This window comes from Zoogloea sp. (assembly GCF_041904905.1).
In the GTDB taxonomy this organism is placed as follows: domain Bacteria; phylum Pseudomonadota; class Gammaproteobacteria; order Burkholderiales; family Rhodocyclaceae; genus Zoogloea.
The window spans coordinates 45,933-63,089 of sequence record NZ_JAYRMI010000010.1 but is presented as its reverse complement, the minus strand read 5'-3'; the positions used below and the strand labels follow the sequence as shown (position 1 = coordinate 63,089).

16 protein-coding genes are annotated in these 17,157 nt (G+C 69.2%); 7 read left to right on the top strand and 9 right to left on the bottom strand.

Translation table 11 applies throughout. The features are described 5' to 3' along the window. Positions 1-8 precede the first annotated feature (8 nt). The 6 genes from ACE3N6_RS04870 to polA form a co-directional block, all read right to left on the bottom strand. On the bottom strand, positions 9-572 hold the full coding sequence (locus ACE3N6_RS04870) for a hypothetical protein (RefSeq protein ID WP_374244058.1): 564 nt from the start codon (positions 570-572) through the stop codon (positions 9-11). Positions 573-662: 90 nt separating this feature from the next. Then, the gene (gene murB, locus ACE3N6_RS04865) at positions 663-1,697 is read right to left on the bottom strand and encodes a UDP-N-acetylmuramate dehydrogenase (RefSeq protein WP_374244057.1); all 1,035 of its coding nucleotides are present in this window, start codon (positions 1,695-1,697) and stop codon (positions 663-665) included. Next, positions 1,694-2,539 carry an NADPH-dependent 7-cyano-7-deazaguanine reductase QueF gene (queF, locus tag ACE3N6_RS04860; RefSeq protein ID WP_374244056.1) on the bottom strand — a complete coding sequence of 282 codons (846 nt, stop codon included), beginning with the start codon at positions 2,537-2,539 and terminating at the stop codon, positions 1,694-1,696. The genes murB and queF overlap by 4 nt, the downstream gene beginning before the upstream one ends. Positions 2,540-2,548: 9 nt before the next feature. After that, complete coding sequence (locus tag ACE3N6_RS04855) at positions 2,549-3,772, bottom strand: lytic murein transglycosylase (protein ID WP_374244055.1); 1,224 nt, start codon at positions 3,770-3,772, stop codon at positions 2,549-2,551. Continuing rightward, positions 3,772-4,284, bottom strand: a complete 513-nt coding sequence (locus ACE3N6_RS04850) for a DUF2242 domain-containing protein (RefSeq protein ID WP_374244054.1) — start codon at positions 4,282-4,284, stop codon at positions 3,772-3,774. The genes ACE3N6_RS04855 and ACE3N6_RS04850 overlap by 1 nt, the downstream gene beginning before the upstream one ends. 49 nt (positions 4,285-4,333) lie before the next feature. Then, the gene (gene polA, locus ACE3N6_RS04845; RefSeq protein WP_374244053.1) at positions 4,334-7,057 is read right to left on the bottom strand and encodes a DNA polymerase I; all 2,724 of its coding nucleotides are present in this window, start codon (positions 7,055-7,057) and stop codon (positions 4,334-4,336) included. A 58-nt stretch (positions 7,058-7,115) separates the two neighbouring features. On the opposite strand from polA, the gene ACE3N6_RS04840 reads away from it, so the two are divergent. Both ACE3N6_RS04840 and ACE3N6_RS04835 read left to right on the top strand, forming a co-directional pair. Next, positions 7,116-7,841 (top strand): TIGR00730 family Rossman fold protein, encoded by a 726-nt coding sequence (locus ACE3N6_RS04840; RefSeq protein ID WP_374244052.1) that lies wholly within the window; start codon positions 7,116-7,118, stop codon positions 7,839-7,841. A 63-nt stretch (positions 7,842-7,904) separates the two neighbouring features. After that, positions 7,905-8,258 carry a DUF2782 domain-containing protein gene (locus tag ACE3N6_RS04835; RefSeq protein WP_374244051.1) on the top strand — a complete coding sequence of 118 codons (354 nt, stop codon included), beginning with the start codon at positions 7,905-7,907 and terminating at the stop codon, positions 8,256-8,258. 78 nt (positions 8,259-8,336) lie between these two features. Here the strand turns inward: ACE3N6_RS04835 and ACE3N6_RS04830 are convergent, their stop codons facing one another. The 3 genes from ACE3N6_RS04830 to sppA form a co-directional block, all read right to left on the bottom strand. Continuing rightward, positions 8,337-9,098 carry a tetratricopeptide repeat protein gene (locus tag ACE3N6_RS04830; RefSeq protein WP_374244050.1) on the bottom strand — a complete coding sequence of 254 codons (762 nt, stop codon included), beginning with the start codon at positions 9,096-9,098 and terminating at the stop codon, positions 8,337-8,339. Beyond that, the gene (locus ACE3N6_RS04825; protein ID WP_374244049.1) at positions 9,076-11,106 is read right to left on the bottom strand and encodes a bifunctional 2',3'-cyclic-nucleotide 2'-phosphodiesterase/3'-nucleotidase; all 2,031 of its coding nucleotides are present in this window, start codon (positions 11,104-11,106) and stop codon (positions 9,076-9,078) included. The genes ACE3N6_RS04830 and ACE3N6_RS04825 overlap by 23 nt, the downstream gene beginning before the upstream one ends. A gap of 135 nt (positions 11,107-11,241) precedes the next feature. Continuing rightward, a complete protein-coding gene (gene sppA / locus ACE3N6_RS04820) occupies positions 11,242-13,017 on the bottom strand; it encodes a signal peptide peptidase SppA (protein WP_374244048.1) in 1,776 nt (591 codons plus the stop codon). Between the two features lie 143 nt (positions 13,018-13,160). Between sppA and ACE3N6_RS04815 the strand changes: the two genes are divergently transcribed. The 5 genes from ACE3N6_RS04815 to ACE3N6_RS04795 all read left to right on the top strand — a co-directional run bounded on the left by ACE3N6_RS04815 (position 13,161) and on the right by ACE3N6_RS04795 (position 17,130). After that, complete coding sequence (locus ACE3N6_RS04815; RefSeq protein ID WP_374244047.1) at positions 13,161-13,574, top strand: CoA-binding protein; 414 nt, start codon at positions 13,161-13,163, stop codon at positions 13,572-13,574. Beyond that, positions 13,571-14,410: a diaminopimelate epimerase gene (gene dapF, locus ACE3N6_RS04810; protein ID WP_374244046.1), complete on the top strand. Its 840-nt coding sequence runs from the start codon at positions 13,571-13,573 to the stop codon at positions 14,408-14,410. The genes ACE3N6_RS04815 and dapF overlap by 4 nt, the downstream gene beginning before the upstream one ends. A gap of 23 nt (positions 14,411-14,433) precedes the next feature. Further along, entirely contained in the window at positions 14,434-15,084 is a 651-nt protein-coding gene (locus ACE3N6_RS04805; protein WP_374244045.1) for a DUF484 family protein, read from the top strand. Positions 15,085-15,284: 200 nt separating this feature from the next. Further along, entirely contained in the window at positions 15,285-16,469 is a 1,185-nt protein-coding gene (locus ACE3N6_RS04800) for a class I SAM-dependent rRNA methyltransferase (protein ID WP_374244044.1), read from the top strand. A 223-nt stretch (positions 16,470-16,692) separates the two neighbouring features. Further along, complete coding sequence (locus tag ACE3N6_RS04795) at positions 16,693-17,130, top strand: hypothetical protein (protein WP_374244043.1); 438 nt, start codon at positions 16,693-16,695, stop codon at positions 17,128-17,130. Positions 17,131-17,157 lie beyond the last annotated feature (27 nt).

The following is a 17,157-nucleotide window of genomic DNA, read 5'->3' as shown; positions in this document are numbered from 1 at the left end:
GCTGCTGTCTAGAAGAGTTCGACGTCGTCGCCTTTGTCCTTCATTTCGGCCTTGTAGTGCTCCAGGGCCTCCTTCACGGGCATGCCCTGCATCACCGCGTTGAACATCTCCAGCTCTTCGCGGGTGGAGTACTTGGCGCGGATCTTCTCCTGCAGGGCCACCCACTCGAAGGGGTTGTAGAGCTTGCGCTGGTCGGTGACGAGGCAGCCGAGGGCTTCCAGGCTGTGGGAGACGTGGGCCAGCCGCTGGGAGAGCTTGTCGTAGAACTGGAAGGCGACGATCGAGCGCTGGACGCGGCCGGTCACTTCGCTGGCGTGACCGATCAGGGCGGCCTTGAGGTCGGCGGTGGCGGGGGTGTCGGGCAGGGATTCGAGGGCCTGGCCCATCATGCGCATGTAGCCGGCCATCGAGGTGAAGGAGTCGGTGAGCACCTCGACCGAGCTGTTGCCTTCCTTCAGCGCCGAATCGATCTGGCCGACCGCCAGCTCGAGCATGAGCACGGTTTCACGCACCTGGCTCCAGTCCAGGTCGGGGGTGAGGGCGCTGCTGCCGCGCCGTTCTTCAACTGCCATGGGAGCACTCCGTACATCGGTGAGGATGTGCGGTTTTCGGCACGGCGCTGAAAAGCTTTAGGGCGGCCATGCCGCCGGGGTGGCGGCGGGTCAGCCGCCCACGAAGACCGGCTCCGGCTCCAGATCGACCCCGAAACGGGCGCGCACGTCGGCCTGCACGGCCTTGCTGGCGGCGCGCACGTCCTCGCCCGAGGCGCCGCCGTGGTTGACCAGCACCAGCGCCTGGCGCTCGAAGCAGCCCACCGGCCCCAGGCGCTTGCCCTTCCAGCCGGCCTGCTCGATGAGCCAGCCGGCGGCGAGCTTCTGGCTGCCGTCGGGCTGCGGGTAGTGGGGCAGGCTGGGGAAATCCGCGGCGAGGCGGGCGTAGGCGTCGGCCGACACCACCGGGTTCTTGAAGAAGCTGCCGGCGTTGCCGATTTCGGCCGGGTCGGGCAGCTTGCGACGGCGGATGGCGATGACGGCGTCCGACACCTGCAGCGGGGTGGGGTTGGCGATGCCGCGGGCTTCCAGTTCGCGGGCCACGTCGGCGTAGCCGGTGCGGGGCTGCCACTTCTTGGGCAGGCGGAAGGTGACGGCGGCGATGAGATAACGCCCGGCGCCGGCCCGCTTGAAGAAGCTGTCCCGGTAGCCGAAGGCGCAGTCGCGCTTGTCGAAGCCGACCGTCTTGCCGGTTTCCAGATCGTAGGCGCGCAGGCTGTAGCAGTGCTCGGCCATCTCGATGCCGTAGGCGCCGATGTTCTGCACCGGCGCGGCGCCGACGGTGCCGGGGATGAGCGAGAGGTTCTCGAGGCCGGGCCAGCCCATGTCGAGCGTCCAGCGCACGAAGTCGTGCCAGTTCTCGCCGCCGCCGGCGCGGATGTAGAAGGCGTCGGCGTCTTCCTGCACGCGGCTCCGGCCGTGGAAGGCGACCTTCAGCACCAGGCCGGGGAAGTCGCCGGCGAGCACCAGATTCGATCCGCCGCCCAGCACGAAGCGCGGCAGGCCGGCGACGCGCGCATCGTCGAGCACGGCGCGAAGCGCGTCGGCCGACTCGACTGCGGCAAACCACGCGGCGCGGGCCGGCAGGCGCAGGGTGTTGAGGGCGTCGAGGGCGACGTCCGGCTGGAGCAGGTCGGGGGCGGTCATTGGCGGATCTCGGAGAAATCGGGCGGCGGCGGCAGATCGGGCGTGCGTCGGGCCGGGTTGATGTCGAGCCCGCCGCGACGGGTGTAGCGTGCCCACACCGACAGGCTGGTGGGCTGGCACTGGCGCATCACGTCCATGAAGATGCGCTCGACGCACTGTTCGTGGAATTCGTTGTGCTGGCGGAAGGACACGATGTAGCGCAGCAGGCCCTCGCGGTCGATGGGCGCGCCGCGGTAGCGCAGCACCACCATCGCCCAGTCCGGCTGGCCGGTGACGAGGCAGTTGGACTTGAGGAGGTGCGAATACAGGGTTTCGGCGACTTCCGGCTGGCTGGCGTCGGCGCGGAGCAGGCCGGGCGCGGGGGAATATTGGTCGATGGCGATGTCGAGTTCATCCAGCAGCACGCCCCTGGGGTAGCCCATCGGGCGCTGGGGCCGGGCGGAGAGGGGCTCGACCTTCACCGAAACCGGCGCGCCGGCGGCGGCCGACAGATCGCGGGTGAGCGTGGCGGCGAGTTCATCGACACTGGCGAGCCGGGTCTGGTTGAAGGCGTTGAGGTAGAGCTTGAAGGACTTGGATTCGACCAGATTGGGCGAATCGGCCGGCACGCGGAACTGCGCCAGCGCCACCGCCGGCTTGCCCCGGGGGCCCAGCCACGAGACTTCGTAGGCGTTCCACAGGTCTTCGCCCACAAACGGCAGCGGCCCGGCGGCCACGCCGATCTCGTCGCGCTTGCCCTGGCGGGCGATGGGGAAGAGCAGCTCGGGCGCGTAGTGCGCGGCGTAGGCGACGGGCTTGCCCAGGGGCGAGGCGTCGGGGTGGGCGGGGATGTGATCGGTCATGGTGCGGAATCAGGGCTTGCGCAGGGCGGCGAGGAGCTTCTGGCCGGCGCGGCCATCGACGGTGTGGCCGAGGCGCTGCTGCTCGGAGCGGATGGCGGCACGGCTGGCGTCGCCGAGCATGCCGTCGACGCTGCCGATGGGGTGGCCACGGGCGATCAGCAGGGTTTGCAGCTCGCGGCGTTCGGCGCGGGAGAGGCCGGCGTCGTCGGTGGGCCACGGGGTGACGAAGGCGCCGCCGCCCTTGAGGCGGTCGGCCAGGTGGGCGATGGCCAGCGCGTAGCTCTCGGCGGCGTTGTAGCCAAAGATCGCGTCGAAGTTGCGGAACACGATGAAGGCCGGGCCCTTGGGGCCGGCGGGCAGCAGCAGGGCGGCGGAATCCGGGCCGGCGTTCTGGCCAACGAGCGGGCTGCCGTCGATGCGGGTGATGCCGCGGGCGCCCCAGCTGGAAAGCGCCTGCTTGTTCTTGCGGCCGGCGCCGCTGGCGTCGAAGCCGGCGGGCAGGCGCACCTCGTAGCCCCAGGGCTCGCCCTCGCGCCAGCCGGCTTTACGCAGGAAGTTGGCGGTGGAGGCTAGCGCGTCGGGGATGCTGCCGACCAGATCGCGGCGGCCGTCGCCGTCGTAATCCACCGCCAGACGCAGGAAGGTGGAGGGCATGAACTGGGTGTGGCCGAAGGCGCCGGCCCAGGAGCCGACGAGCTGCTCCGCCTTCACGTCGCCGGCATCGACGATCTTGAGGGCGTCGAAGAACTCGCCGCGGAAGTAGGCCTGGCGGCGGCCGTAGCACGACAGGGTGGACAGCGACGTGAGCAGCGGCCGGGCGCCGAAGTTGCGGCCGAAGTTGCTCTCCACGCCCCACACCGCGACCACCGTGGCCGGGTCGACCTTGTAGCGCGCCGACACGTTGGCGAGCACTTCGGCCCATTGGGTCTGCATCGCGCGGCCGTCGGCGACGCGCTCGTCGTCCACCAGGCCGGCGAGGTAATCCCAGATCGGGGTGCGGAACTCGGGCTGGTAGTCGAGGAAGTCGAGCACCTTCATGTCCGGCGCGAGGCTGGCGGTGAGGCGGTCGTAGCTCGGGCCGGAGATGCCGCGGGCGGCGGCGTCGGCCTTGAGCCCGGCCAGGCAGGGCGCGAAGCGGGCCGGATCCGGCGCGTCGGCGGCGTGGGCGTTGGCCGCGCCAAGGAGGGCGGTGCAAAGGGTGGCGGCGAGGGTGGCGGCGAGGGTGGATTTCATCAGCGTATGAAGGATTGCATCAGGGCGAAGAAGCGCCCGTAGAACTCGGCGTCGGTGACGGTTTCTTCGCCCACCTTGACCAGGGTTTCGTTGTTGCCGCCGAAGGGCAGCGACAGGGAGCCGATGCCGGTGACGCTGAGGCCGGTGCTGGCCGAGCCGGCCTTCAGCTCCTCGCGCAGCTGGCGGACGTTGGCGAACACGGCGGCGCCGTCGCCTTCGGCCAGGCACGACAGGCTGAAGGTGAGCTGGACCTGGGTCTCGCGGTTGGGCTGGAAGAATTTGCGGGCGCGCACCTGATCGGGCTTGCTCTCGTCGATCAGGTAGCCCTGACTGAGCAGCGCCCGCCGGCCGGCCTCGCAGGCGGCGGCGGGGCCGATCTCGAAGGATTGCTCGAAGGGCGAATCGGGCGTGAAGTGCTCGAGCTTGTAGCTGTCGTCCTTCTTCTTGGACGAGAAGGTGCCGCACGCCGTCAGGGTGAAGATCAGGAGCAGCAGGGTGATGCGGTGGTACATCCGGAGGCTTTCAGGAATTGCGGAGGGCGGCCGGCACCCGGGCAGCCGCTCAGTGGGCTTCGTCCCAGTTGGCGCCGACGCCCACTTCGGCAACCAGCGGCACGGAAAGTTGCGCCACGCCGGCCATCAGCTTCGGCAGCCGGTCGCGGATCAGGTCGACCTCGTCGTCGGGCACTTCGAGCACCAGTTCGTCGTGCACCTGCAGGATGAGCTTGCTCTTCACGCCGGCCTCGCGTAGCCACGCGGAGGTGGCGATCATCGCCATCTTGATGAGGTCGGCGGCGGTGCCCTGCATGGGCGCGTTGATCGCGGCGCGTTCGGCGGCCTGGCGGCGGCCGACTTGCTGGGCGCGGATCTCCGGCAGGTGCAGGCGGCGGCCGAAGACGGTCTCGACGTAGCCGTTGGCCTTGGCTTCGGCGCGGGTGCGCTCCATGTAGGCGGCGACGCCGGGGTAGCGGGCGAAGTAGCGGTCGATGTAATTGGCGGCGGCGGCGCGTTCGATGCCCAGGTTCTTGGCGAGGCCGTGGGCGCTCATGCCGTAGATCAGCCCGAAGTTGATCACCTTGGCGTAGCGGCGTTGCTCGCTGGTGACTTCGAGCGGGGTGACGCCGAAGATCTCGCCGGCGGTGGCGCGGTGCACGTCCTCGCCCTTGGCGAAGGCGTCCAGCAGGCCGGCGTCGCCGGAGAGGTGCGCCATGATGCGCAGCTCGATCTGGGAGTAGTCCGCCGAGACGATCTTGTGGCCGGCCGGGGCGATGAAGGCGGCGCGGATGCGGCGGCCTTCGGGCGTGCGGATCGGGATGTTCTGCAGGTTGGGCTCGGTGCTGGCGAGGCGCCCGGTGACGGCCACGGCCTGGCTGAAGCTGGTGTGCACGCGGCCGGTGCGGCGATTGACCATCAGCGGCAGCTTGTCGGTGTAGGTGTTCTTGAGCTTGGCGAGGCTGCGGTGCTCGAGCAGCAGCTTGGGCAGCGGGTAGTCCTCGGCGAGCTGGGTGAGCACGTCTTCGTCGGTGGACGGCTGGCCGGTGGCGGTCTTCTTGACCACCGGCAGGCCCAGCTTGGTGAACAGGATCTCGCCGAGCTGCTTGGGCGAGCCCAGGTTGAAGGGCTGGCCGGCGAGTTCGTGGGCCTGCAGTTCGAGTTCGTGCAGGCGGCGGCCGAGTTCTTCGGAGTGCTGGGCGAGCAGGAAGTCGTCGATCAGCACGCCGTTGCGTTCCATCTCGAAGAGCACGCGGGCGGTGGGCAGCTCCACGTCGCGGTAGAGCGCGGCGAGGCGCGGCTCGGCGGCCAGCTGGGCGGACAGCGCGCGGTGCAGGCGCAGGGTGATGTCGGCGTCTTCGGCGGCGTATTCGGTGGCGCGGGCGAGTTCGACCTCGCCGAAGCCGATCTGCTTGGCGCCCTTGCCGCACACTTCGGCGTAGGTGAGGGTCTTGATGCCCAGGTGGCGGCTGGCGAGCGAATCCATGTCGTGGGACTTGTCGCTCTCGAGGATGTAGGACTCGAGCAGGGTGTCTTCCGCGATGCCGGCGAGCAGGATGCCGTGGTTGGCGAGGATGTGGGCGTCGTACTTGAGGTTCTGGCCGAGCTTGCGGTGGGCGTCGGATTCGAGCCAGGGCTTGAGCCGCGCGAGCACCTCGGCCAGCGGCAGCTGGGCCGGGGCGTCGGGGTAGGTGTGGGCGAGCGGCAGGTAGGCGGCTTCGCCGGGGGCGGTGGCGAAGGACATGCCGACGAGCTGGGCGGCCATCGGGTCGAGGCCGGTGGTTTCGGTGTCGAAGGCGGTGAGGCTGGCGGCGGAAATCCTGGCCAGCCAGGCGTCGAAGGCTTCCCAGTCGAGGAGCGTCTCGTAGCCGGTGCGGTGGGCGCCGGGCTCGGCGGCGGGTACGGGCGTGGCGGTTTCGCTGGTGGCCGGGGCGCGCGTGGCGCTGGCGCCTTCCTCCAGCTCCTTCAGCCAGCCCTTGAACTCCATGCGCCGGTAGATGGCGGCCAGGGCTTCCTTGTCGTCCTCCCGGGCGGGCAGGTCGGCCGGGCCCACCGGCAGCGGCAGATCGGTGACCACGGTGACGAGCTTGCGCCCCAGGGGCAGGAAATCCAGGTGCTTGCGCAGGTTCTCGCCGACCTTGCCGCCCACCTTGTCGGCGTTGGCGATCAGGTTGTCGAGGGTGCCGTATTCGGTGAGCCACTTCACGGCGGTCTTGGGGCCGCACTTCTCGACGCCGGGCACGTTATCCACGGTGTCGCCCACCAGGGCGAGGTAGTCGACGATGCGCTCCGGCGGTACGCCGAACTTGGCGGTCACGCCGTCCGAGTCGAGCACTTCCTCGCTCATCGTGTTCACCCAGCGCACGCCGGGCTGGACGAGCTGGGTAAGATCCTTGTCGCCGGTGGAGATGACCACCTCCCAGCCGGCCTCGACGGCGCGGCGGGTGAGGGTGCCGATCACGTCGTCGGCCTCCACGCCTTCCTCGACCAGCAGCGGCCAGCCTTCGGCCTTCACGGCTTCGTGGAGCGGCTCGATCTGCGCCCGCAGGTCGTCGGGCATGGGCGGACGGTGGGATTTGTAATCGGGGAACCAGTCGTCGCGGAAGGTCTTGCCCTTGGCGTCGAAGATGCACGCGCGATACTCCGCCTTGTAGTCGGATTCGAGCCGACGTAGCATGGACAGCACGCCGCGCACGGCACCGGTCGGTTCGCCCGCCGAATTGCGCAGGTCGGGCAGGGCATGGAAGGCGCGGTACAGATAGCTGGAACCGTCTACGAGCAACAGGGTCGGCATGGGCACGCGGGGAAGAGCAGGCGGAGCCCAGGCCCTCTCCCCTCACTCCTCAAGAAAAATGACAGCAAAAGACAAACTTCCCCGGGAGATGCCGAGCACCACGGCACAGAACTTCACCGCCCGGGAGTCGTGGCGGATTTTCGGGATTATGGCAGAGTTCGTCGAGGCCACTGAGCGCCTCAAGCCGATCCGCCCGGCGGTGTCGATCTTCGGCAGCGCCCGCACCAAACCCGATCATCCCTACTACGCCAAGACCGAGCGCATCGCCCGGCTGCTGTCGGACGCCGGCTTTTCGGTGATCTCCGGCGGTGGCCCCGGCATCATGGAGGCGGCCAACAAGGGCGCCTACTTCGGCAAGTCGCCCAGCGTGGGGCTCAACATCCAGCTGCCGATGGAGCAGCAGGCCAACCCCTATCAGGACATCTCCCAGACCTTCCAGCACTTCTTCGCGCGCAAGTTCATGTTCGTGAAGTTTGCGGTGGCCTACGTGGTGATGCCCGGCGGTTTCGGCACGCTGGACGAGCTGCTGGAGGCGATGACCCTGATCCAGACCGGCAAGAGCCGCAAGATCCCGGTGATCCTGGTCGAGTCGGCGTTCTGGAGCGGGCTGATCGACTGGTTCAAGACGCGGCTGGTCGAGGAGAAGATGATCAACCCCGAGGATCTCAATCTGGTGCAGGTGATCGACGAGCCCGAGCAGGTCGTCGACGCGATCTTCAACCACTACCAGAGCCGCGGCTTCCTGCCGCTGCCCGAAGAGCACGAGCTGATGCTCAACCTGTAAGCCCATCGCCCGCCGGCTGCACCGGCTGGCGGGTTACAATCGCGGCATAGTCAGGAGATCGCCATGCCCCGCGTCAAAGCCCACGTGAAAAATCTCGCCGCCCTGCTGTTTGCCGTCACCGCGTCGGCCTGGGCCCAGCAGCAACCGCCCAAGCTCGAGCCCCTGCCCGAGCCGCCGCCGCCGCCCCCGGGCATGGAACTCGACGCCGACCAGGAGCCCCAGGTCACCATCGTCAAGAAGGGCGAGGACACCGTGGAGGAGTTCCGCGTGAACGGCCAGCTCTACATGGTCAAGGTCACCCCGCCCGGCGGCGTGCCCTACTACCTCTACGACGACGTGGGCAACGGCGACTTCACCCGTCGCGACGCCCACGATGCCGGCGTGCGGGTGCCCAAGTGGGTCATCAAGCGCTGGTAGGCGCGCCGCGCGGCCGTCCCGCCGGCTGACCGCACAGCGCAGGGTGTTTGCCCTGCGCTTTTTTTTCGCCTCGCAGGTTCAGGGGCGCAGCGCCGGGTGCTTCAGGGCGTGGGCGGTCTCCAGCAGGTAGTGGCGGGCCTGCATCTCGTCCCGCGCCAGGCCCAGCTCGCCGTCCCGGTAGGCCATCGCCAGGGTCTGGACGGCTTCCGGGTGATCCTGTTCGGCGGCTTCGGTGTAGAGGCGCAGGGCTTCGCCCTCGTCGCGGGGCACGCCGTCGCCCGTGCGGTAGGCGTTGGCGAGCATGAACTGGGCGGCGGGCTGGCCCTGATCGGCCGCCACCCGGAACCATCGCGCTGCCTTGGCCGCATCCCGCGGCACGCCGTAGCCGTTGCGATGGGCGATGCCCAGGTGGAAGGCGGCGCCGGCGTGGCCGGCGTCGGCCGCGGCGCCCAGCCAGCGCGCGCCCCGGATGCCGTCGTCGGGGGCTCCGGCCGCGTCGCCCATCAGGGCCTTGCCGAGGAGGAAGGCGGCGTGAGGGTCGCCGGCCTGGGCAGCGAGGCGCAGCCAGGCGTGGGCTTCGGCGCGTCCTCCGGCGGCGGTGAGCAGGGTTTCGCCCAGGGCGCGGCGGGCGAGGGGGGCGTTGTCTTCGGCCAGGGCCCGCAGCCGGTCCAGCGCGGCCGCCTGCCGGCCGGGGCCGGCGAGCACCTGCAGTTGCCGCGGGTCGTCGGGCAGGTGGCTGCCCTGCGCCGCGGCGTGCCAGGCCAGGGCGGCCGCCAGGGCGAGCCCGGCGGCGAGGCTGCCGCCGATCCGGCCGCGCTTACTTCGAAAGATCGATCGCATAGAGCGCCAGATTCTTGCCGCTGCCGTCGTCGGCCTGGGCGAGGGTGACGTTGGTCAGCCCCGCCGCGGTGGCCAGGGCGAGCTTGCCCTGGGCGGAGTGGAAGACCACCGGGCCGGCCGTGGCGACCTTGACGAAGCGCCAGCTGCGGTCGGCGCCGTTGGCGGCGCGGGTGACGGTCTTGAGCGCCTTGATGTAGGCGATCAGCACGTCGCGGTTGGCGTCCGGCGAGGCGTAGAGGGTCTTGCTGCCGTCCAGGCCGGGGAAGCTGCCGCCGCCGCTGGCCCGGTAGTTGTTGGTGGCGACGATGAATTCCTTGGCCGGGTCGATGGCGGCGCCCTTGTACCTGAGGTTGACGATGCGGCTGCCCACGGGCTGGGTGACGTCGATCTCGTAGTTGAGGTCGGGGCTGGTGAACATGTCGAAGTTGTAGCCCGGGAAGCTGCCGACCAGCTCCTGTGGGGCGGTCTTCGTCGGGTCGATCCGGTTGAAGCGGCGGGCGGCGGTTTCGAGCCAGTTCCGGATGTCGGCGCCGGTCACCTTCACGGCGTGGACGGTGTTGGGGTAGAGGTAGAGGTCGGCGGCGTTGTTGATCGCCAGGTTGCCCTGGGCCACGTCGGTGTAGTCCGACCCGCCGGCGAAGCCGCTCTTGAAGGGGGCGCTCACCGACAGCACCGGCAGGCTGGCGTACTGGGGCAGGTTGGCCGCCACGTAGCGGGCCACGTAGTCGGCCTGGGCCTGGTTCACCAGCTCGATGGCGCCCGGGTCGCCCACGTCGGCGAAGTAGGACGACATCTCGAAGTCGGTGCTGCCGATGGGCGTCTTCACGTAGTCGATGGTGGCCTGGTGTTCGGCGGCGATGGCGGCGGCGACCGACGGGGTGACGGCCACGTAGGTCTTGTCGGCGTTCTGGGCCGAGCGCGCCTGGACGACCGTCTTGGTCTTGTCGACGGTCCACCGGCTGCCGTCGTAGGCGAGGCCGAGCTTGATGACCCCCAGGTGCTTGCCCCAGTAGTTGGCCATCACGGTGGGCACGCCATTCACGGTGCCGGCGGCCTTGTCCACCCCGGGCAGGTTGAACTGCGCCACGCTGCTGGTGGCGTTGGGGAAGACCTGGTGGGAGTGGCCGATCAGCATGGCGTCCACCCCAGGCACGGTGGACAGGTGGTAGCTGCCGTTTTCCATGGTCGGCGAGTAGGTGCTGTTGTCGAGGCCGCCGTGGGAGATCGCCACCACCAGGTCGGCGCCCTTGGCGCGCATCTCGGGGATGTACTTCGCGGCGGCTTCCTTGACGCCGGTGGTGTAGACCTTGCCGTCCAGCCAGCGCTTGTCCCAGCTCATGATGGCGGGCGGGGTGAAGCCGACGATGCCGACCTTGACGACGCCGGTCACCGCGCTGCCGTCGGGTGCGGTGGCGGTGACGGTCTTGTCGATGATGGCGTAGGGCTGGAACAGCGGCTGGCCGGTCTTCACGCTGTGGACGTTGGCCAGCACCAGCGGGAAGTTCGGGCCCTTGCAGACGGGCTGGGCGGCCGGCTCGGCCATCCCGGCCACGCTGAAGCGGTTGCCGGTCACCTGGCTCAGGAAGGGCAGGCCGTAGTTGAACTCGTGGTTGCCGATGCCGCCGCCGTCGTAGCCGGTGGCGTTCATCACCTTGTACATGGCCAGCGTCTCGCTGCAGGCGAGGGGTTTGACGCTGGCCTGGTAGTCCGACAGGGCGGTGCCCTGGATGGTGTCGCCGTTGTCGATCAGCAGGGTGTTGGCAAACTCCTGGCGGGCGGCGGCGATGAGGGTCGCGGTGCGCTCGAAGCCCAGCGAGGCGTCTTCGGTGAGCTTGAAGTAGTCGTAGCTCATCACGTTGGTGTGGAGATCGGTGGTCTCCAGCAGGGCCAGCGTGGCGGTGGTGCCGGTGGGCACGCTCGGGGCGGTGGTGCTGCCGCTGCTGCCGCAGCCGGCCAGGACGAGGACGGCGGCCGCGCAGGCGCCGAGGCGGAACGGAGGCATGAACATGATTCATTCGGCACGATAATCGGTGCCGGGAAGTATCATGAATGCGGGTTGCCGGGGCGTGACGGAAAAGTTGCCGAACCGGGACAATCCGGCAACATTCCGCTTACAGGCAGTGAAAGCCCCTGGCCGGCCGCCTCAGGGCGCGTCGCACAGGCAGTGCAGGTAGACGTTGCCGGGGTCGTTCCACAGGGCGAGGCCCTGCAGCTCGGTGCGCAGGCGGGCGACGGTCTGCTCCACCAGCGACTGGCTGCCGGGCTGCACGCCGTCGCTCTCCTCGCCGTTGTCGAGGAGCTTGGAGAGCAGCTGGTCGCGGGGCGACAGGGGCTTCTCGACGTAGCTCACGTCGTAGTCGGTGAGCCCGGCGCGGCCGGCGGCGGCCTTGAGGGCGGCGTCGAGCCCGCCGAGCTTGTCCACCAGCCCCTTGTCCTTCGCCTGGCTGCCCATCCACACGCGGCCCTGGGCCACCTGGTCGACGGCCTCCGGGCTCATCTTGCGGGCCTCGCCCACCACCGTGAGGAAGCGCTTGTAGCCGTGTTCGATGCTCGACTGGAGGAGCCTGCCGATCTGCGGGTCGAGGGGCCGGCGGGGGTCGAGGCCGGCGGCCAGCGGCGTGGTGCCGATGCCGTCGACGGTGAGCCCGAGCTTGGCCAGCGGGCCGGACAGATCGGGCAGCATCGCGAAGATGCCGATCGAGCCGGTGATGGTGGTGGGGCTGGCCCACACCTCGTCGGCGGCCATGGCGATCCAGTAGCCGCCGGAGGCCGCCACCGACCCCATCGACACCACCACCGGCTTGCCGGCCTTGCGGGTGAGCGCCAGCTCGCGGCGGATCACCTCGGACGCGGTGGCGCTGCCGCCGGGGCTGTCGATGCGCAGCACCACGGCCTTGATCGCGTCGTCCTCGCGGGCCTGACGGATCAGGCCGGCCACCGAGTCGCCGCCCACCACGCCGGGCGGCTGCTCGCCGTCCACGATGGCGCCCTGGGCCACCACCACGCCGATCTTCGCGGCCGGGTGGGAGGCCTCCTCGCGCACGCGGCCGATGTAGGTGGCCAGATCCACGTGCTTGAAGCCCTTGCCGTCGGCGGCCGGGCCCACCTGCTGACGCAGGAACTCGCGCCACTCGTCGGCGCTCTTGAGGCCGTCCACGAAGCCGGCGTCGAGGGCCATCTTCGCCGAATCGCCGTCGGCCGCCGCCAGCAGCTCGGGCGCCTCGCCCACGTAGCGGGCGATCTGGCCGCCGGCCTTGGGGCGGGCGGCGGCGATGTCGGCCTGGTAAGCCTGCCACGCGGCGTCGAGGTACTCGCGGGTGGCATCGCGGTCTTCCGGCGACATGTCGCTGCGGGTGTAGGGCTCGACGAAGGATTTGTAGGTGCCCACCCGGAAGACCTGCACCTTCACCCCCAGCTGGTCGAACAGCCCCTTGAAGTAGGTGGGGTAGCGCCCGAAGCCGGTGAGCAGCACGTAGCCGTCGGGGTTCAGGAAGACCTCGTCGGCGTGGGCCGCCAGGTGGTACTGGGTCTGGTTGAAGTTCTTGCCCCAGGCGTAGATCTTCTTGCCGGCCTTGCGGAAGTCGGCCATCGCCGCGCCGATCTCCTGCAGCTTGGACAGCCCGGCGCCGGCCAGGCTGTCGGGCTCGACGATGAGCACCTTGATGCGCGGGTCGGTGGCGGCGTGGCGGATGGCGTCCACCACGTCGCGCAGCAGCACCTGACGGATGCCATCGCCCCCCTGCAGCACGCTCATCGGGCTGCGCACGGTGCGCTGCTCGACGAGGGTACCGTTGGGGGCGATCACCAGCGCCGCGTCGGTGGGCAGGGGCTCGATCCGGCTCGATCCCCAGCTGGCGACGATTACCGCCACCACCGCCAGGAACAGCAGGTTGATGCTCGCCCGCCGCAGTTGGTCCACCCCGCGCCAAAAGCCCGACCACACTCTTCTCACGACTCCCGGCCGCGTACTGCGATCCATCCTGCTCTCCAATGCTTTCCTGTCATGCCGCCTGCGGTTCCCCGCAGGGTTTCGGCGCTCTGCCAATCCGGTAGAATCCGCCCATGTTTACCAATCCCCCGCCCGACCGGATCCGCAGCCTGCTGCAGGAGGTCAAGACCATCGCCGTCGTCGGCCTGTCGCCGCGTCCGGATCGCCCGAGTTACCGGGTGGCCCGCGCGATGCAGGGCTTCGGCTACCGCATCGTACCGGTTCGCCCGGCGGTTTCCGAGGTGCTCGGCGAAAAAGCCTACGCCTGCCTGTCCGACCTGCCCTTCGTGCCCGATCTCGTGGATGTCTTTCGTGCGTCCCATGAAGTCGGCCCGATCGTGGACGAGTGCATCGCCCTGGGCGTCAAGCGCATCTGGCTGCAGGACGGGGTGATCGACGAAGCGGCCGCCGCGCGTGCGCAAGCTGCCGGCATGACGGTGGTGATGGACCGCTGCGTCTGGCGGGATTACCTGGATTTTATCCCATGAGCAGAAAGCTCGCCTTTACCAAGATGCAGGGCCTTGGCAACGACTTCGTGATGATCGACGCCGTGCGCCAGCCCATCGCGCTCACCGAAGACCAGGTGCGCTTCCTGGCCGACCGTCATTTCGGCGTCGGCTGCGACCAGTTGCTGGTGGTCGAGCCGGCCCAGACCCCCGGTGTCGACTTCCGCTACCGCATCTTCAACGCCGACGGCGGCGAGGTGGAGCAGTGCGGCAACGGCGCCCGCTGCTTCGCCCGTTTCGTGTTCGACCAGGGCCTCACCGACAAGCGCGAGATCCGCGTCGAGACCAGGAAGGGCGTCATCGCGCCGCGCCTGGAGGCCGACGGCAAGGTCACCGTCGACATGGGCGTGCCGGTGCTCAACCCCGCCGACGTGCCCTTCGTCAGCGACTCCGACGCCTACGTGCAGCCCCTCGACGTGGCCGGCTCCAGCGTGGCGATCACCGCCGTCAGCATGGGCAACCCCCACGCGGTGCAGGTGGTGGCCGACGTGGACACCGCCCCGGTGGCCGAACAGGGCCCGCTCATCGAGCGTCACCCGCGCTTCCCGGCGCGGGTCAACGCCGGCTTCCTGCAGGTGGTGGACGAACATCGGGTGCGTCTGCGCGTCTTCGAACGCGGCGCTGGCGAAACCCTGGCCTGCGGCACCGGCGCCTGCGCGGCGGTGGTGGCGGGCATCCTGCGCGGCCTGGTGGCCTCGCCGGTGGCGGTCGAAACCCGCGGCGGCGAACTGACCATCGCCTGGGGCGGCGTCGGCACCCCGGTCCTCATGACCGGCCCGGCCGTCACCGTCTTCTCCGGCGAACTCACGCTCCCCTGAACCTCACCCACCCGGCCCACGCCATGAAAGCTTCCGACGTCATCCAGTTCCTGCAGGCCAACCCCGATTTCTTCGACGACAACGCCAGCCTGCTGACCGACCTGACGGTGACCCACCCCCACAACGGCCAGGCCATTTCCCTCATCGAGCGCCAGATGCTCGCCCTGCGCGAGCGCATCGCCCAGCTCGAGAACAAGTTCGCCGAGCTGCTCGAGTTCGGCGAAGAGAACGACGCCATCGGCGAGAAGGTGCATCGCCTCACCCTGTCGCTGCTTGAGGCCGAGGATTTCGAATCCATCCGCCAGGCCATCTACACCCACCTGCAGGAAGACTTCACCGTGCCCCACGTGGCCTTCCGGGTGTGGAACAGCGTGCTGTCGCGCAGCGGCCCCGAGTTCCTGCCCGTGGGCGAGGACGTGCGCTTCTTCACCGGCGACCTGACCGCGCCCTATTGCGGCACCCCGACGATCCGCGAGGTTGCCAACTGGTTCGGCGCCGCCGGCCGGCAGGTCAAGTCGGTGGCCCTGGTGCCCCTGCGCCGCGACGAGAAGACCTTCGGCCTCCTGGCCATGGGTAGCGAAGACCCGGAGCGTTTCTATCCGTCGATGGGCACGCTCTACGTCACCCGTATCGGCGAGATGGTCTCCGCCTCCCTCGTCCGCCAGCTCGGCTGAGGGGCGCATAAAGCTACTGCGCAGGCCGATCGTGCGTCTGCGATGCTCGCCGTATTCATGTACGGCTGCGCTTCTCGTCGCGACCTCGGCCTGCTCGCTACGCTTTCTGCACCCCTCAGGTTTCGGGAGCGGCGCAAGGTGTGGCCGTTGCCCCATTTCCCATTCCCCCATTTACCAATTCTCCATTCCCAATTCCTCCCATGGCCGATCTCATTCTCAAACCCGGCAAGGAACGCTCCGTGATGCGTCGTCACCCCTGGATCTTCGCCGGTTCGGTGGATCGGCTGGAGGGCCGCGCCCGGCCGGGCGATACCGTGCTGGTCAAGGACGCCGACGGCCGGGCGCTGGCGCGGGCGGCGTGGTCGCCCGAATCGCAGATCCGCGCCCGGGTGTGGACCTTCGACTGCGACCAGTCCATCGACCACGCCTTCGTCAAGCGCGCAGTGGCGGCGTCGGTGGCGCGGCGGGCGGCCCACCCGTGGCTGGCCCGGCAGGACGGCGTGCGCCTCATCCACGGCGAATCCGACGGCCTGCCCGGGGTGATCGCCGACCGCTACGGCCCGGTGGTGGTGGTGCAGCTCACCAGCGCGGGCGCCGACAAATGGCGCGACGCCATCGTCGCCGGGCTGGTCCAGGCCACCGGCTGCAGCGCGGTGTACGAGCGCTCCGATTCCGACGTGCGCAAGCTCGAGGGCCTTTGCCCGGTGAGCGGGCTGGTGTTCGGCGAGCTGCCCGAGCAGCTCACCATCGTCGAGAACGGCGTGCGGATGGAAGTGGACGTGGCCGGCGGCCATAAAACCGGCTTCTACCTCGACCAGCGAGACAACCGCCTGCTCACCGGCCAGCTGGCCGCCGGGCGCGACGTGCTCAACTGTTTCTGTTACACCGGCGGCTTCTCGCTGCAGGCCCTGGCCGGCGGCGCCAAGAGCGTGATCTCCATCGACTCCTCTGGCCCGGCGCTGGCCACCGCGGCGCGCAACGTGGCGCTCAACCCCCAGCTCGACGCCGCCCGCGCCGAGTGGCGCGAGGACGACGTCTTCCAGGCCCTGCGCACCCTCAAGGCCGATGGTCGCAAGTTCGACCTGATCGTGCTCGATCCACCCAAGTTCGCGCCCTCTGCCGCCCACGCCGACCGGGCCGCCCGCGCCTACAAGGACATCAACCTGCTGGGCTTCCGCCTGCTCAACCCTGGCGGCATCCTGATGACCTACTCCTGCTCCGGTGGGATCGGGCTGGAGCTGTTCCAGAAGATCGTGGCGGGGGCCGCGGCGGACGTGGGTGTCGAGGCACGCATTTTGCATCGGCTCGCCGCCGCGCCCGACCATCCCATCGGTCTGGCCGTTCCGGAGGGCGAATACCTTAAGGGTCTGGCCTGTCAGGTGTGAATTAGTCCATAGCCGACCCCAGTTTTTCGGGCTTTGGCAAGACAGGGGTATGTATTCTCCGGGCATTGAATGGTTAAATGATGTTACACACCATTCAGCCAGAAGCATCATGGAGAACTACATGAACACCCTGCTGCCCGCTGACCCCAAAGGGTTGGTTCCACCCGGCGACACGACCGGGGCGACCGGGCCTGAAGTCCCCCGAGAGAGGCGCCTGGCCGCCTTGCATCTTGCCCGCTACAACCTGCGCTATCTGGTCCGGCTGTACGGCGCCTTCGACGGCGACCTGCTGTTGCCCATCGTCCTCGGCGAGGTCGGGCTCTACAACATGGGTAGCCTGGCGCTGGGCGACGGCTCCAGCGTGCCCAGCAGCTGCACCGACGAGGAAACCTTCAGCCGCCTGCCGCTGCGCCCCTGCAACGCCTTCTCGATCAGTTCGTCCACCGGCATCCCGCGGGAGACCGTGCGGCGCAAGGTGAGCCACCTGATCCAGAACGGCTTCATCGACCGCGACCCGAAGGGCGGCCTGACGATCACCGCCAAGGCGGTGTCGCTATGCCTCAAGCCCTTCGACGAGGAAAACCAGAGCGATTTCCTCGGCACTGCCGACCGCATCCAGGCCGTGATGGCCAGCGCCAAGGCGTCCCGCCAGACTGCCTGACCCCCCTCCGCCCGCCGGCTGGCTGCC

Bases quoted from the DNA above. Each gene is read 5' to 3' on its own strand.
- dapF (WP_374244046.1), top strand. From the start codon at position 13,571: ATGAGCAGAAAGCTCGCCTTTACCAAGATGCAGGGCCTTGGCAACGAC.
- ACE3N6_RS04815 (WP_374244047.1), top strand. From the start codon at position 13,161: ATGTTTACCAATCCCCCGCCCGACCGGATCCGCAGCCTGCTGCAGGAG.
- ACE3N6_RS04825 (WP_374244049.1), bottom strand. From the start codon at position 11,106: ATGTTCATGCCTCCGTTCCGCCTCGGCGCCTGCGCGGCCGCCGTCCTC.
- queF (WP_374244056.1), bottom strand. From the start codon at position 2,539: ATGACCGATCACATCCCCGCCCACCCCGACGCCTCGCCCCTGGGCAAG.
- ACE3N6_RS04870 (WP_374244058.1), bottom strand. From the start codon at position 572: ATGGCAGTTGAAGAACGGCGCGGCAGCAGCGCCCTCACCCCCGACCTG.
- ACE3N6_RS04855 (WP_374244055.1), bottom strand. From the start codon at position 3,772: ATGAAATCCACCCTCGCCGCCACCCTCGCCGCCACCCTTTGCACCGCC.
- ACE3N6_RS04850 (WP_374244054.1), bottom strand. From the start codon at position 4,284: ATGTACCACCGCATCACCCTGCTGCTCCTGATCTTCACCCTGACGGCG.
- polA (WP_374244053.1), bottom strand. From the start codon at position 7,057: ATGCCGACCCTGTTGCTCGTAGACGGTTCCAGCTATCTGTACCGCGCC.
- ACE3N6_RS04800 (WP_374244044.1), top strand. From the start codon at position 15,285: ATGGCCGATCTCATTCTCAAACCCGGCAAGGAACGCTCCGTGATGCGT.
- murB (WP_374244057.1), bottom strand. From the start codon at position 1,697: ATGACCGCCCCCGACCTGCTCCAGCCGGACGTCGCCCTCGACGCCCTC.
- ACE3N6_RS04835 (WP_374244051.1), top strand. From the start codon at position 7,905: ATGCCCCGCGTCAAAGCCCACGTGAAAAATCTCGCCGCCCTGCTGTTT.
- ACE3N6_RS04805 (WP_374244045.1), top strand. From the start codon at position 14,434: ATGAAAGCTTCCGACGTCATCCAGTTCCTGCAGGCCAACCCCGATTTC.
- ACE3N6_RS04830 (WP_374244050.1), bottom strand. From the start codon at position 9,098: ATGCGATCGATCTTTCGAAGTAAGCGCGGCCGGATCGGCGGCAGCCTC.
- ACE3N6_RS04840 (WP_374244052.1), top strand. From the start codon at position 7,116: ATGACAGCAAAAGACAAACTTCCCCGGGAGATGCCGAGCACCACGGCA.